Raw genomic sequence first — 14008 nt, 5'->3', positions numbered from 1 at the left:
GAACCAGCCCATGGCTCACTCCGCGCCGGGCGCCGGTTTCCAGGAGGCGGTGACGGTCAGATGTGCCTGCCCGCTCCCGCCCACGATCCCGAGCTTCAGGTCCTGGCCGATCTGGACGCCGAACGTGACGCTCAGCTCGGCCGGCGGGTCCGGCACGGCCGACACGACGTCGTGCACCTCCTGCAGCAGCGGCCCGAGCGGCTTGAGCGCGGCCTTCAGCGCCCCCGCCGCGAAACTGGCGACGGCGGCGCCGCCGGTGGCCACGGGGACGGCCCTGCCCATGCCCTCGGGGAGATCGTCACCGCCCACCGGGACGCGGGCCATGGCCGCGGGCGTCGACGTGAGGACGAATCTGACGGGCGTCCCGTCGTCCAACTCTGCCTCTGCGCTTATCGGTTCGGCCACGCCGACATTGTGATCGACGAGACGAAAACGGACCAGACCCCCGCATCGAACAGGAGCGCTCCGCGCTCCGGGGCTTTACTGTCCCGCACGGGGACGAGGGCGGGGACGCCTTCGGCGACTTCGAGGCACTCGCCACCGGTGGTGTTGCTGTAACTGGACTTGCGCCATGTGGCGGTGCTCAGATCGATGGCTCGCACGGCACTTCCTCCAACATCCGCGTGATGAACTTCCGCGACTCGACCGGGGACAGCGCCAGGTCGCGCACCGCATCGTAGGCACGTTGCAGCTGCTCAACCGACCTGTTTTCCTCGACCAGTTCACCGCGTACATCGTTCTCGCTGTAGGCCACGGTACGGGCGTCCGGCAATCGAAGGAACATCATGGCGCTGTTCATCAGGCCGTGCGGACCAGCGCTGAACGGCAGGACATGGACGGTGATGTTCGGACGCTCCGAGACGTCGGCCAGGTGCTCCAGCTGTTCCCGCCACTCCTGCCGATCGTGCAGCTGCGTACGGAGCACCGCCTCCGAGAGGACGGCGCGGAACTGCGGTGCCTCCTTCCCTTCGAGCAGCTTCCGTCGCCCCATGCGGGCTTCAACCTGCTGGTTGAGTTCTGCGTCCCGGAGGCCGCCCGCCGCGAGCGCCTCCCGCGCGTACCCGGGTGTCTGGAGCAAACCGGGCGGCGCGCTCACGGCGTAGTGCCACAGACTCACCGCGTCCGCCTCCAGCACCATGTACCGCCGGTACTGCTCGCGGAACTGGCTCGGATCCGCCAGCGCCAGTTCCCACAGGGTCAGCAGCAACCCCGGCGTCCCGTAGTGCTGGTCCAGCGCCTCGACGATCTCGGGGCTGCCCAGTGACTCCCCGCTCTCCATCTTGCCGAACGTGGACGGATCCCAGCCCAGCCGCTCGCCGACCTGGCGCAGGCTCTCGCCGCGCGCGCCGCGCAGCAGCCGCAGCTCCTCGGCGAACCGGCGGCGCGGTTCCTGGCTCCGTCCGGTGACCACTCGTCGCGATGGCATCGCACGCTCCTCGGTGTAACCCCTTGAACACGCAGAGTAATTCAACGCCGTTCCGGGGTCAGGCGATTCGCGGGTGCCGCGGGGACCGTCTCGTCGGCAGTCGTCCCCCGGTCGCGCAGGCCGGTCACGACCACGGCGGTCGCCGCCAGGACCAGTACCGCGACCGTGCGCAGCGCCGGGCCCATGCCGCCCGTGAAGCCGGTGTGGCCGGCCAGGACCGTGCCGGTGACCGCGACGCCCAGGGCCGCGCCGATCTCCCGGGCCGAGGTGCCGAGGCCGGAGCCGAGGCCCGCCTGGTGGTGGGGGAGGGAGGCGACGACGCCCAGGGTGAGGGCGGGCATCGCCAGTCCCGTGCCCGCCGAGATGACCAGCAGCCAGCAGGCGTACAGCGCGTAGGGCGTGCCGGCGTCGGCGGTGGACGCGCCGAGCAGGCCCAGGCCGATCAGGGCGAGCCCGGTGCCGATGACCGGGCGCGGGTGCGCCGACCAGCGGGCGGCCAGCTTCGGGACGAGGGCCATGCCCGTGATCAGCGGGACGATCGCGACCCCGGTGACGGCGGGCCCGTAGCCCTTCACGTCCTGCAGGTACTGGGAGTTGACGAAGAACAGCGCGAACAGGCCGAAGAAGCCCGTCATCAGGCCGAGGCTGGTCGCGCGCAGGGCGGGGGAGCGGAACACGCGGGGGTCGAAGAGGGGGGTGCGAGAGCGCAGGGCCTGGACGGCGAAGGCGGCTATCAGGACGGCTCCGGCGCCGAACGAGCCCAGGATGCGCGGCGAGGTCCAGCCGTGGTCCGGTCCCTCGATGATGCCGAAGAGGACGGCGACCAGCCCGGCGGTGAGCAGCAGGGTGCCCAGCGGGTCGAGGTTGCTGTGCGGGGAGCGGTCGGTGCGCGGGGTGGTCAGTGCCACGGCGAGCGCCAGCAGCGCCGCCAGCGGGACCATCGCGCCGAACAGGGCCCGCCAGGTCAGGAACTGGCCGACCAGGCCGCCGCCCAGGTTGCCCGCCAGGCCGCCGAGGCCGATGGCGAGGGTCCAGGACGCCATCGCCTGGGCCCTGTGCCGGGGCCCGGCGAGGTGGACGAGGATCGACATCGTCGCCGGGGTGATGAGTGCCGCGCCCGCTCCCGAGATGCCTCGGCCCACGATGAGTACCGCCGGGTCGGGCGCGAACGCGCTGGTGGCGGCGCCCGCGGCGAACAGGCCGAGCCCGGCGAGCAGCGCGCCCTTGCGGCCGTGGCGGTCGCCGAGCGCACCGGCCGGGATGAGCAGACCGGCGAACGCGATGACATAGGCGTCGACGGTCCACAGGATCTCGGTGTGCGAGGGGTGCAGGGAGGACGAACCCAGTTGCGGGATCAGGAGGTTGATCGCGGCGACCATGCTCTGCGCGACCAGCACACAGGCGCACAGCGTGAGGAGGGTGGACCGTTTCAGGGCGTGCGAGGGCACGGCTCCTCCAGGGGAGCTCGGTGAAGTGGGAGGCCCGGCCGGGGCCCTTTCACCGTAGGCTCGCCCCTGACCTGCTTTCCAGTGCAACCTTTGCAAGGGACGAATGCGTGTGACGCAATCCGTGAGCGCGGCGCCGGGTGGAGCCGTGGGCGGCCCCGCGGGCGCCCCCGTGGGCATCGACCTGAATCTGCTGGTCGCGCTGGACGTGCTGCTGGAGGAGCAGAGCGTGCAGGGCGCGGCCCGGCGCCTGCACCTGTCCGAGCCGGCCATGAGCCGCACCCTCGGCCGGATCCGCAAGGCGCTCGGCGATCCGGTCCTGGTGCGGGCCGGGCGGCGGATGGTGCCGACGCCCCGCGCCCTCGCGGTGCGGGCCGAGGTGAGCGCGGTCGTGGAGCGGGCGCGAGCGCTGTTCGCGCCGGTCGAGGGCACCGACCTCAGGACGGTGGTGCGCTCCTTCACGATCCTCGGCCACGACGCCATCGCGGCCGCCCACGGCCCGGCCCTCTACGCCCGCATCGCCGCCGAGGCGCCCGGTATCCGGCTCCGCTTCCTGAGCGAGAGTCACATCGACGCGCCGTTCCTGCGCGAGGGCACCGCCGACCTGGAGGTGGGCGTCCTCGACACGGCGGCCCCCGAGGTGCACCGCGAACCGCTCTTCGAGGACCGCATGATGGGCGTCGCCCGGGCCGGGCATCCGCTGCTGGAGGGCGAGTTGACGCCCGAGCGGTATGCGCGCGAGGCCGACCACATCCTGGTGTCCCGGCGTGGCAGGCTGCGCGGGCCCGTCGACGCCGCGCTCGCCGAACTGGGCCTGGAGCGGCGGGTGGTGGGAACCGTCGGTTCCCTGCCCTCCTCCCTGTTCGTCATCCGCGACACCGATCTGGTGGGCCTCAACACCGCCTGGGGGCTGCCGCTGGCGGAGAGCCTCGGCCTGGTCTCCTTCGAGGTGCCGTTGCCCCTGCCCCCGCTGCGGCTGGGCATGGCCTGGCATCCGCGCCACGACGCCGACCCGGCGCACGCCTGGCTGCGGGGCGCGGTGCGGGACCTGGTGGCCCAGTGGTCAGCCGGCGGCCGTTGACGTCGCGAGCCGCTTCTCGAACCAGTGGTCGGCGTAGACGTGATCGCCGTACGCGGGGATCTCGCGGTACCCGCACGCCCGGTACATCGCCCGTGCCTCGGTGAGCGACGCGTTCGTGTCCAGGCGCAGCAGGTCGAGGCCGCGCTCGGCAGCCGCGCCCTCCAGGTGTTCGAGGAGCCGCCGGGCCAGGCCGAGGCGGCGGGCGTCCGGGTGCACCCAGACGTGCTTGAGCTCGCCGACGCCGGGTTCCAGGGTGCGCAGCCCTCCGCAGCCCACCGCCCGTCCCTCCTCGTACGCCACGAAGAAGGCGCCCCTCGCGCCGGAGACCTCCTGCGGGCCGACCAGGTCGGACGCCGTGAAGCTGCCGAAGCGGGCGGTGAGGTCGGCGGCGTAGGCCTCCAGGCAGGCGCGGGCGTCCGGCGCGGCGCCGTCGACCGGCTCGACGGTGATGCCCGCCAGGCGCAGCAGGCGGCGCGCGGTGGCCATCGCCTCGGTCAGTTCCGCGCGCTGTCGCGCGTCGAGTCCGGTCAGCAGCTCCGCCGTGCGCACGTCGGCCCGGCGGTTCTGTTCCTTGAGCTCGACGTGTCCGGCCGGGGTCAGCTCGACCATCCGCAGCCGGTTGTCGTCGGGGTGCACGCTGATCCGGACCATGCCCTGCGCCTCCAGGGCCTTCGCCATCCGGCTCAGATACCCGGCGTCCAGGCCGATTCGGCCGCGCAGCGCGCGCAGGGACACGCCGGCCTCCGCGTCGGCGATCTCGAACATCAGCCGGGCCTCGCCCAGGGGACGGTCCTGGCCGAGGTAGTGGTCGTCCAGGGCGCCGATACGGCGCGTGAAGTAGCGGTTGAAGCGGCGGAAGGCCGCCACCTGCTCCGCCCGCACCTGCACTGCCCGCACCTGCTCCGCCCGCACCTGCTCCGTCTGCACTGGCTCCATAGTTCTTTGACTTTAGTCAAAGGTTCTGGTCGCGTCCATGGTCCGTCCAGGCCGCCCATCCATGACCACGCGTACGGTTTGGCACTTTATGTCCATAACTTCAGTGATGCGGAGCACTTTCGGCCATGCATTGCGCATGCAATGGGAGGGTGGGGGCATGTGGACGCCGTCGCCGAGACCGACCCATAGGTGACGCAGGGGGACTGAACAGGAACGGAAGGCGACACCGATCATGGCCGACAGGACGGAACAGCCGGAAGGGCGAGACCACCGGACGATCCACGCGGGCGGAGAGTGGCTGGAAGCCGTCTCCGGAGCGACCCGCGAGATCCTCGACCCCGCGGACGGCCGCCCCTTCGCCGTGGTCGCGGAGGGCGACGAGAAGGACACCGACCTGGCGGTCGCGGCCGCCCGCACCGCCTTCGACGAGGGCGCCTGGCCGCACACCCCCGTCGCCGAACGCGCCGCCCTGCTGTACCGCGTCGCCGATCTTCTCGTGCGCGATCGCGAACGGCTCGGCCTGCTGGAGAGCCGGGACGCGGGCAAGACGCTCGAGGAAGGACGCGTCGACATCGACTGCGTCGCCGACGCCTTCCGCTACTTCGCCGGACTCGTCGCCGCCGAGTCCCAGGGCCGGGTGGTGGACGCGGGCTCGCCCGACATCCACAGCGTCGTCGTACACGAGCCGGTCGGCGTGTGCGCGCTCATCACCCCATGGAACTACCCGCTCCTCCAGGCGAGTTGGAAGATCGCCCCGGCGCTCGCCGCGGGCAACACGTTCGTCGTCAAGCCGAGCGAGATCACCCCGATGACGACGATCGCGCTCATCGACCTGCTCCTCGAGGCCGGGCTGCCCGCCGGGGTCGCCGGCATCGTCACCGGGCCCGGGCACACGGTCGGCGCGCGGCTCGCCGAACACCCCGACGTCGACCTCGTCTCCTTCACCGGCGGCCTGGTCAGCGGCACGAAGGTCGCGCAGGCGGCCGCGCCGACCGTCAAGAAGGTCGCCCTCGAACTCGGCGGCAAGAACCCCAACGTGGTCTTCGCCGACGCCTGCGCCACCGACGAGAGCTTCGACACCGCCGTCGACCAGGCCCTCAACGCCGCCTTCATCCACAGCGGCCAGGTGTGCTCGGCGGGCTCCCGGCTCATCGTCGAGGAGGCGGTCCGGGACCGCTTCGTCGCCGAACTCGCCCGCAGGGCCGAGCGGATCCGGCTCGGCCGCGGCACCGAGGACGGCGTCGAGTGCGGTCCGCTCGTCTCCGAGCAGCAGCGCGCCAAGACCGAGGCGTACGTCGCCTCCGCGCTCGCGGAGGGCGCGGTGCTGCGGTCCGGCGGCCGGCGTCCGGAACCCGCCCCGCAGCGGCCGGAGTCCGGCTACTTCTACGAGCCCACCGTCCTCGACCGCTGCCACCGCGAGATGAAGGTCGTGCGGGAGGAGGTCTTCGGACCGGTCCTCACCGTCGAGACCTTCCGCACCGAGGACGAGGCCGTCGCGCTCGCCAACGACACCGAGTACGGCCTCGCGGGCGCCGTCTGGACCGCCGACGCGGGCCGGGCCCGCCGGGTCGCCGGCCGGCTGCGGCACGGCACCGTCTGGATCAACGACTTCCACCCCTATCTGCCGCAGGCGGAGTGGGGCGGCTTCGGGAAGAGCGGAGTGGGCCGCGAACTCGGCCCCGCCGGGCTCGCCGAGTACCGCGAGTCCAAGCACATCTACCAGAACCTCGCGCCGCGTCCCGTCCGCTGGTTCGCCGGCTGACCCCCCGCCCGCCCCGAGCCTGTTCGAAGACTTCGCACGCCCCTGGAGTACCCCCCATGCCAGAGAACGCACATGTCTACGACTACGTGGTCATCGGAGGCGGAACCGCCGGTTCCGTCATCGCCTCCCGGCTGACCGAGAACCCGGATACCACGGTCGCCGTCATCGAGGGCGGCCCCAGCGACGTCGGCCGCGACGACGTCCTCACCCTGCGCCGCTGGATGGGCCTGCTCGGTGGCGAGCTCGACTACGACTACCCGACCACCGAGCAGCCGCGCGGCAACTCCCACATCCGGCACAGCCGCGCCCGCGTCCTCGGCGGCTGCTCCTCCCACAACACGCTCATCGCCTTCAAGCCGCTGCCGTCCGACTTCGACGAGTGGGAGGCGGCCGGCGCCGAGGGCTGGGGCGCGGTCCCGATGGAGGCGTACTACGCGCGCCTGCTGAACAACATCGTCCCGGTCGACGAGAAGGACCGGAACGCCATCGCCCGTGACTTCGTCGACGCCGCCCAGCAGGCGACCGGAGTACCGCGGATCGAGGGCTTCAACCAGAAGCCCTTCGACGACGGCGTCGGCTTCTTCGACCTCGCCTACCACCCCGAGACCAACAAGCGGTCGAGCGCCTCGGTGGCCTATCTGCACCCGGTGATGGACGAGCGGCCCAATCTGACGATCCTGCTGGAGAGCTGGGCCCACCGGCTGGAGCTCGACGGCACCCGCGCCGAAGGCGTGCACGTCCGCACGAAGGACGGCGAGGAGATCCTCGTACGGGCCCGGCGCGAGGTCGTGCTGTGCGCGGGCGCTGTCGACTCGCCGCGCCTCCTGCTGCACTCCGGCATCGGCCCGAAGGCCGACCTGGACGCGCTCGGCATACCCGTCGTGCTCGACCTGCCCGGCGTCGGCGAGAACCTCCTCGACCACCCCGAGTCGGTGATCGTCTGGGAAACCCACGGGCCGATCCCGGAGAACTCCGCGATGGACTCCGACGCCGGTCTCTTCGTGCGCCGCGACCCCGAACACCCGGGCCCCGACCTGATGTTCCACTTCTACCAGGTCCCCTTCACGGACAACCCGGAACGCCTGGGCTACGAACGCCCGCCGTACGGCGTCTCGATGACCCCCAACATCCCCAAGCCGAAGTCCCGCGGCCGGCTCTACCTGGAGAGCGCGGACCCGGCCGTGAAGCCCGCCCTCGACTTCCGCTACTTCACCGACGAGGACGACCACGACGGCCGCACCCTCGTCGACGGGATCAGGATCGCCCGCGAGATCGCGAAGACCGAGCCGCTGGCCGGCTGGCTCAAGCGCGAGGTGGCGCCGGGCCCGGACATCACCGGCGACGAGGAACTGAGCGAGTACGCCCGCAAGGTCGCGCACACCGTCTACCACCCGGCGGGCACCTGCCGCATGGGAGCCGAGGACGACGAACTGGCCGTGGTGGACCCACGGTTGCGTATCCGGGGCCTGGAGGGCATCCGCATCGCGGACGCCTCCGTGTTCCCCACCATGACCGCCGTGAACCCCATGATCGGGGTGCTGATGGTCGGCGAGAAAGCCGTCGACCTGATCGGAGACGATGCGCGATGACGATCATGCCCGCCACCCGTAAGCCGCCCACCGAGGACACCGACGCCCCCGTCTTCTCGGTGGACGGCCTCTGGAAGGTCTTCGGACCCAAGTCCGAGAGCGTCCCGGCCGACCCCGAGCTCGCCGCGCTCCCGCCCGCCGAACTCCGCGCCCGTACCGGCTGCACCGCCGCCGTGCGGAACGTCTCCTTCGACGTGCGCAAGGGCGAGGTCTTCGTCGTCATGGGCCTGTCCGGCTCCGGCAAGTCCACCCTGGTGCGCTGTCTGACCCGGCTCATCGAACCGACGGCCGGCACCATCGTCGTCGACGGCGAGGACGTCCGCGCCATGGACCGCACCCGGCTGCGCGAACTGCGCCGGCACCGCGCCGCGATGGTCTTCCAGCACTTCGGCCTGCTCCCGCACCGCACGGTCCTCGACAACGTGGCCTACGGCCTGGAGATCCAGGGCCTGGGCCGCGCCGAGCGACGCGCCCGCGCCAAGGAGGTCGTCGACAAGGTCGGCCTGGACGGCATGGAACAGCGCAGGCCCGCCCAGCTCTCCGGCGGCCAGCGGCAACGCGTCGGCCTGGCCCGCGCGTTGGCCGTCGACCCGGAGGTGCTCCTCTTCGACGAGCCCTTCAGCGCCCTCGACCCGCTCATCCGGCGCGACATGCAGGAGGAGGTCGTCCGGCTGCACCGCGAGGAGGGCCGCACGATGGTCTTCATCACCCACGACCTCAGCGAGGCGCTCAAGCTGGGCGACCGGATCGCCCTGATGCGCGACGGCGAGGTCGTGCAGCTGGGCACGCCCGAGGAGATCGTGGGCTCCCCGGCCGACGACTACGTCCGCGAGTTCGTCCGTGACGTGCCGCGCGAGCAGGTCCTGACGGTGCGTACCGCCATGCGGCCCGCGTCCCTGGAGGAGGCGGGCACCGGCCCGGCCCTCTCCCCGGACGCCACGGTGTCCCAGGCGATCGAGGCGGTCGCCCGGGCGGGCGTCCCGGTACGGGTCATGGACTCGGCCCGCTGCCTGGGCGTCGTCGACCACGAGGGACTGCTCGGCGTGGTGGCCGGCACGGGCCCCGCAGCCGTCCCGGCCGGACGGGAGCCCGGATCCGTCGCGGTCGGAACGGAGCCCCGTAAGGAGGCGGTCTGATGGCCACGCTGACCACACCCGCCCCCCGGGTCGCCCTCCCGGGCGTCCTCAAACACCAGGCCGTCCGCAAGCTCCTGATACTCGCGCTCGCGGCCGCGATCCTCGTCCCCCTGGCCAACGCCCGGTGGTCCAGCGGCACCTGGCCGCACGCGCTCACCGTCGACCTCACCGAGCCGCTCACCGGTGCCAGCGACTGGATCGTCGACAACCGCGACAGCAACCCCCTCTTCCTCTACTTCTTCGGCTACCTCAGCAACGGCGTGGTCCTCTCGGTGCGCGCCGTGTACCTGGTGCTGCTCGGCGCGGGCTGGGCCGGGGTCACCGCGGCGGCCGCGCTGGTCGCCTGGCGGGTGGCCGGGGTACGGCTCGCGCTCGGCACGGCGGCCGCGTTCCTGGCCTGCGGCCTGCTCGGCATGTGGGTGCCGACCATGCAGACACTGGCCCTGATGATCGTCGCCGTCCTCGTGTCCGTCGTCGTGGGCGTGGTGCTCGGCCTGGCCGGCGGTCTCTCCGAGCGCCTGGACCGCGGTCTGCGCCCGATCCTCGACACCATGCAGGTACTGCCCGCCTTCGCCTACCTGCTCCCGGTCGTGCTCGTCTTCGGCATCGGCGTCCCGGCGGCCGTCCTGGCCACCGTCGTCTACGCCGCCCCGCCCATGGCCCGGCTCACCGCGCTCGGACTGCGCGGCGCCGACAAGGAGGTCCTGGAAGCGGTGGAGTCGCTGGGCGCGACCGCCCGGCAACGCCTGCTGACCGCCCGGATCCCGCTGGCCCGCAAGGAACTCCTCCTCGGCCTCAACCAGACGATCATGATGGCGCTGGGCATGGCGGTCATCGCGTCGGTGATCGGCGCGGGCGGCCTCGGTGACCGCGTCTACCAGGCGCTGGCCTCGGTCGACGTGGGCGCGGCACTCGCCGCCGGTATCCCGATCGTGCTCCTCGCGGTCGTCCTGGACCGCGTCACGGCCGCCGCGGGTCGCGCCGGCGACGGCGAACCGGGCGGTCACCGGGCCGCCTGGCTCTACGCCGCTGCCGCTGCCGTGGCCGTGGCCCTCGTCGGGCGGGTGGCCGGCCGGCTCGACTGGCCCGACACCTGGACGGTGAGCATCGCCGCCCCGGTCAACGACGCCGTCGACTGGATGACCGACCACCTCTACTCCGGGGTGCCCGTGATCGGCGGCACCGCCGACTGGGCCGGCCACTTCACCACCTGGGTCCTCGACCCCGTACGGGCCGGCCTCCAGGGCCTGCCCTGGTGGGCCGTGCTGCTGCTGGTCGCCGCGATCGCCTGGCCGATCGGCACCTGGCGCACCGCGCTGACCGCCGTCCTCGCGCTGGCCGCGACCGGTGTGCTCGGCGTGTGGGAACCGTCCCTGGACACCCTCTCCCAGGTGCTGGCCGCCGTCGCCGTCACCCTCGTCCTCGGCTTCGCGACCGGCATCGCCGCCGCCCGCAGCGACCGCGTCGAACGGCTGCTGCGCCCGGTCCTGGACGTGTTCCAGACGATGCCGCAGTTCGTCTACCTGATCCCGGTCGTCGCCCTGTTCGGCGTCGGCCGCGCCCCCGCCGTCGCGGCGGCCGTCGTCTACGCGCTGCCCGCCGTCGTCCGCATCACCACCCAGGGCCTGCGCCAGGTCGACCCGGCGGCGATGGAATCCGCCCGGTCCCTCGGCGCGACCGGCTCGCAGCAGCTGCGCCAGGTCCAGCTCCCGCTCGCCCGGCCCGCGCTGCTGCTCGCCGTGAACCAGGGCGTGGTCCTCGTCCTCGCCGTCGTCATCATCGGCGGTCTGGTCGGCGGCGGCGCGCTCGGCTACGACGCCGTGTTCGGGCTCGCCCAGGGCGACCTCGCGACCGGCCTGGTGGCCGGCGCCGCGATCGTCTGCCTCGGCCTGATGCTCGACCGGGTGACCCAGCCGGCCGACCGCCGCGTGAAGAAGGGAGCGTGACATGCGACTTCGTACCACTGCCCTGACCGCCGGGGCGTCGGCGCTCCTGCTGCTCACCGGCTGCGGCGCCGCCGACATGACCAAGCAGGCCTCGCCCTTCGCCAACGCGCAGGGCGCCAGGACCGTGACCCTGTCCGTCCAGTCCTGGGTGGGCGCGCAGGCCAACGTGGCCGTCGCCCAGTACCTGCTGGAGCACAAGCTCGGCTACCGCGTCGACACCGTGCAGGTCGACGAGGTGCCCGCCTGGGACGCGCTCAGCCAGGGCCGGGTCGACGCGATCATGGAGGACTGGGGCCACCCCGACCAGGAGAAGCGCTACGTCGACGACAAGAAGACGATCGCGCGCGGCGGCGACCTCGGCGTCACCGGGCACATCGGCTGGTTCGTCCCGACGTACTTCGCCAAGGAGCACCCGGACGTCACGGACTGGAAGAACCTGAACAAGTACGCGTCCCGGTTCCGCACCGCCGAGAGCGGCGGCAAGGGCCAGCTCATGGACGGCTCCCCGTCCTACGTCACCAACGACAAGGCCCTGGTGCAGAACCTGAAGCTCGACTACCAGGTCGTCTTCGCCGGTTCCGAGGCCGCCCAGATCACCCAGATGAGGCAGTTCGCCAAGGAGAAGAAGCCCTTCCTCACCTACTGGTACGCCCCGCAGTGGCTCTTCAAGAAGGTCCCGATGACCGAGGTGAAGCTGCCCGCCTACAAGGAGGGCTGCGACGCGGAGCCGGACAAGGTCGCCTGCGCGTACCCGCACACCCCGCTCCAGAAGTACCTCAACGCGGACTTCTCGAAGGACGGCGGCAAGGCGGCCGCCTTCCTGAAGAAGTTCAAGTGGACGACGGAGGACCAGAACGAGGTGTCCCTGATGATCGCGGACCAGAAGCTCACTCCGGAGGCGGCCGCCAAGAAGTGGGTGGACAGCCACGCGTCGACGTGGAAGGCGTGGCTGTCCTGACGGTCACGGCCTCAGCTCGGTGACGAGATCCCGCAGGAGGATCTCCGCCCGCCGCTGGAGTCCCGGTCCGAACGTGACGCGGGTGGCCCCGAGTTCACCGAGTGCGGTGGGCGAGGGGCCCGCGCCGATCCGCGCGAACACGTTCAGCGGGCCCTGCGTCCCGGACCGCAGCAACGGCAGCAGACCTGCCGGGGCCTCGATCGGATAGACGCAGTCGGCGCCCGCCGCCACGTACGCCGCCGCCCGTCCGATGGCGTCGTCCGGGTCCCCGTCGCCGTACGCGAAGGTGTCGATCCGCGCGTTGACGAAGAGCCGGTCGCCCGCCGCCCGCCGCACCTCGGCCAGCCACTCGGCGTGCTCGCGCGGGTCCTTGAGGACGCCGTCGGCCGAGTCCTCCAGGTTGCAGCCGACGGCGCCCGTCTCCAGCAGCCGCTCCACCAGCTCCTTCGGCGCCAGCCCGTACCCGTCCTCGACGTCCGCCGACACCGGCACGTCCACCGCCCGTACGATCCGGGCGACCGCCGCGAACATCTCGTCGGCCGGGGTCCGCCCGTCCGCGTACCCGAGCGAGGCGGCGACGCCCGCGCTGGGCGTGGCGAGCGCCGGGAACCCGGCCTCGGCGAACACCCGGGCGCTGGCCGCGTCCCAGGGGCCGGGCAGTACCAGAGGGTCGCCCGGCAGCCGGCCGTGGTGCAGCCGGCGGAAGACGTCCACCTTGCTCACGGCGTCCACCTCGCTCATGGGGTGTAACCCCCGGGCGGGATACGGCGGGCGACCATCACCCGGTTCCAGCTGTTGATGGCGGTGATCAGCGCGATGAGGTGGGCGAGCCGCGGGGCGTCGAAGTGCCGGGCCGCCCGCTCGTACACCTCGTCGGGCACGAAGCTGTCCGTCAGCACGGTCACCGCCTCCGTGAGGGCCAGCGCGGCCCGCTCCCGCTCGTCGTAGACGTCCCCCGCCTCCTCCCACGCGGTCAGCAGATCGAGCTGCTTCTCGCTCACCCCGTGCTCGCGGGCGATCGTGAGGTGCATGTCGAGGCAGAACGCGCAGTGGTTGAGCTGCGAGGCGCGGATCACCACGAGCTCGGCGAGCGCGGGGTCGCCGAGACCCCGCTTCGCGGCCGCGCTCAGCGTGGACATGGCCCGGCCGACCTCGCGGTCGAGGAGGTTCGTACGGCTCATGCGTGCTGCCCCGGCCGGTAGTGGCCCGGCACCAGCCGGCAGGTCACGCCGAACCGGTTCCACGCGTTGATCACCGTGATCGCGGCGATCAGCTGCGCCAGCTCCGCCTCCTCGAAGTGCCCGGCGGCCCGCTCGTACACCTCGTCCGGCACGAAACCGTCCGTCAGCACGGTCACCGCCTCCGTGAGGGCCAGCGCCGCGAGTTCCCTCTCGGTGTAGAAGTGCGCCGACTCCTCCCACGCGCTGAGCTGGATGATCCGCTCGACGCTCTCGCCCGCCGCGAGCGCGTCCTTGCTGTGCATGTCGACGCAGAGTGCGCAGTGGTTGATCTGCGAGGCGCGGACCTTCACCAGCTCGACCAGCTTCGGGTCGAGGCCCTTGCGGGCGGCGGCGTCGAGCCGGAGCATGGCCTTGAGCACCTCGGGGGCGTGCGCGGACCAGTTCAGCCGGGGGGTGTGCTCGGGGGCGTAGGGAACCTGTTCGTCGGTGGTCGTGGGGTCTGCGTGCGTCGTCATGCCCTCGACCCTAGGAGCCGGGCAGCCCAGGAG

Annotated in this window: 14 protein-coding genes; 6 read left to right on the top strand and 8 right to left on the bottom strand. The window is 72.2% G+C overall.

Features of this window, described 5'->3' with window-relative positions; translation table 11 throughout:
• Window positions 1-15: 15 nt before the first annotated feature.
• The 4 genes from ACFVYS_RS25035 to ACFVYS_RS25020 are packed head-to-tail and all read right to left on the bottom strand — an operon-like array spanning window position 16 to window position 2874.
• Complete coding sequence (locus ACFVYS_RS25035) at window positions 16-405, bottom strand: CU044_2847 family protein (RefSeq protein ID WP_389505366.1); 390 nt, start codon at window positions 403-405, stop codon at window positions 16-18.
• Entirely contained in the window at window positions 390-602 is a 213-nt protein-coding gene (locus ACFVYS_RS25030; RefSeq protein WP_389505364.1) for a DUF397 domain-containing protein, read from the bottom strand. Before ACFVYS_RS25030 ends, ACFVYS_RS25035 begins: the two co-directional genes overlap by 16 nt.
• The gene (locus ACFVYS_RS25025; protein WP_389505362.1) at window positions 584-1426 is read right to left on the bottom strand and encodes a helix-turn-helix domain-containing protein; all 843 of its coding nucleotides are present in this window, start codon (window positions 1424-1426) and stop codon (window positions 584-586) included. The genes ACFVYS_RS25030 and ACFVYS_RS25025 overlap by 19 nt, the downstream gene beginning before the upstream one ends.
• A gap of 41 nt (window positions 1427-1467) precedes the next feature.
• On the bottom strand, window positions 1468-2874 hold the full coding sequence (locus ACFVYS_RS25020; protein WP_389505360.1) for an MFS transporter: 1407 nt from the start codon (window positions 2872-2874) through the stop codon (window positions 1468-1470).
• 103 nt (window positions 2875-2977) lie between these two features.
• Between ACFVYS_RS25020 and ACFVYS_RS25015 the strand changes: the two genes are divergently transcribed.
• On the top strand, window positions 2978-3952 hold the full coding sequence (locus ACFVYS_RS25015; protein ID WP_389505358.1) for a LysR family transcriptional regulator: 975 nt from the start codon (window positions 2978-2980) through the stop codon (window positions 3950-3952).
• Here ACFVYS_RS25015 and ACFVYS_RS25010 read toward each other — a convergent pair.
• Entirely contained in the window at window positions 3935-4888 is a 954-nt protein-coding gene (locus ACFVYS_RS25010) for a GNAT family N-acetyltransferase (RefSeq protein ID WP_389505357.1), read from the bottom strand. The two genes, ACFVYS_RS25015 and ACFVYS_RS25010, sit on opposite strands and share 18 nt — an antisense overlap.
• 232 nt (window positions 4889-5120) lie before the next feature.
• On the opposite strand from ACFVYS_RS25010, the gene ACFVYS_RS25005 reads away from it, so the two are divergent.
• The 5 genes from ACFVYS_RS25005 to ACFVYS_RS24985 are packed head-to-tail and all read left to right on the top strand — an operon-like array spanning window position 5121 to window position 12279.
• Window positions 5121-6650, top strand: coding sequence for an aldehyde dehydrogenase family protein (locus ACFVYS_RS25005; RefSeq protein ID WP_389505355.1), 1530 nt, complete (start codon window positions 5121-5123; stop codon window positions 6648-6650).
• Window positions 6651-6706: 56 nt separating this feature from the next.
• Window positions 6707-8239: a GMC family oxidoreductase gene (locus tag ACFVYS_RS25000; RefSeq protein ID WP_389505353.1), complete on the top strand. Its 1533-nt coding sequence runs from the start codon at window positions 6707-6709 to the stop codon at window positions 8237-8239.
• Window positions 8240-8244: 5 nt separating this feature from the next.
• Window positions 8245-9375: a glycine betaine/L-proline ABC transporter ATP-binding protein gene (locus tag ACFVYS_RS24995; protein ID WP_389505484.1), complete on the top strand. Its 1131-nt coding sequence runs from the start codon at window positions 8245-8247 to the stop codon at window positions 9373-9375.
• Window positions 9375-11321, top strand: coding sequence for an ABC transporter permease (locus ACFVYS_RS24990; protein WP_389505351.1), 1947 nt, complete (start codon window positions 9375-9377; stop codon window positions 11319-11321). The genes ACFVYS_RS24995 and ACFVYS_RS24990 overlap by 1 nt, the downstream gene beginning before the upstream one ends.
• A 1-nt stretch (window position 11322) precedes the next feature.
• The gene (locus ACFVYS_RS24985; protein ID WP_389505349.1) at window positions 11323-12279 is read left to right on the top strand and encodes an ABC transporter substrate-binding protein; all 957 of its coding nucleotides are present in this window, start codon (window positions 11323-11325) and stop codon (window positions 12277-12279) included.
• Window positions 12280-12282: 3 nt separating this feature from the next.
• Here the strand turns inward: ACFVYS_RS24985 and ACFVYS_RS24980 are convergent, their stop codons facing one another.
• Genes ACFVYS_RS24980 through ACFVYS_RS24970 form a run of 3 tightly spaced genes read right to left on the bottom strand, consistent with a single transcriptional unit; the run spans window position 12283 to window position 13975 of the window.
• Window positions 12283-13020, bottom strand: coding sequence for an isocitrate lyase/phosphoenolpyruvate mutase family protein (locus tag ACFVYS_RS24980; RefSeq protein WP_389505347.1), 738 nt, complete (start codon window positions 13018-13020; stop codon window positions 12283-12285).
• The gene (locus tag ACFVYS_RS24975) at window positions 13017-13460 is read right to left on the bottom strand and encodes a carboxymuconolactone decarboxylase family protein (protein ID WP_389505346.1); all 444 of its coding nucleotides are present in this window, start codon (window positions 13458-13460) and stop codon (window positions 13017-13019) included. The genes ACFVYS_RS24980 and ACFVYS_RS24975 overlap by 4 nt, the downstream gene beginning before the upstream one ends.
• Window positions 13457-13975, bottom strand: a complete 519-nt coding sequence (locus ACFVYS_RS24970; protein WP_389505344.1) for a carboxymuconolactone decarboxylase family protein — start codon at window positions 13973-13975, stop codon at window positions 13457-13459. Before ACFVYS_RS24970 ends, ACFVYS_RS24975 begins: the two co-directional genes overlap by 4 nt.
• Window positions 13976-14008: the final 33 nt, after the last annotated feature.

Origin of the sequence: Streptomyces sp. NPDC058295, assembly GCF_042880655.1 — a bacterium.
In the GTDB taxonomy this organism is placed as follows: domain Bacteria; phylum Actinomycetota; class Actinomycetes; order Streptomycetales; family Streptomycetaceae; genus Streptomyces; species Streptomyces coriariae.
The sequence above is the reverse complement of the archived record's forward strand: the minus strand, read 5'-3'. Positions and strand labels throughout refer to the sequence as shown.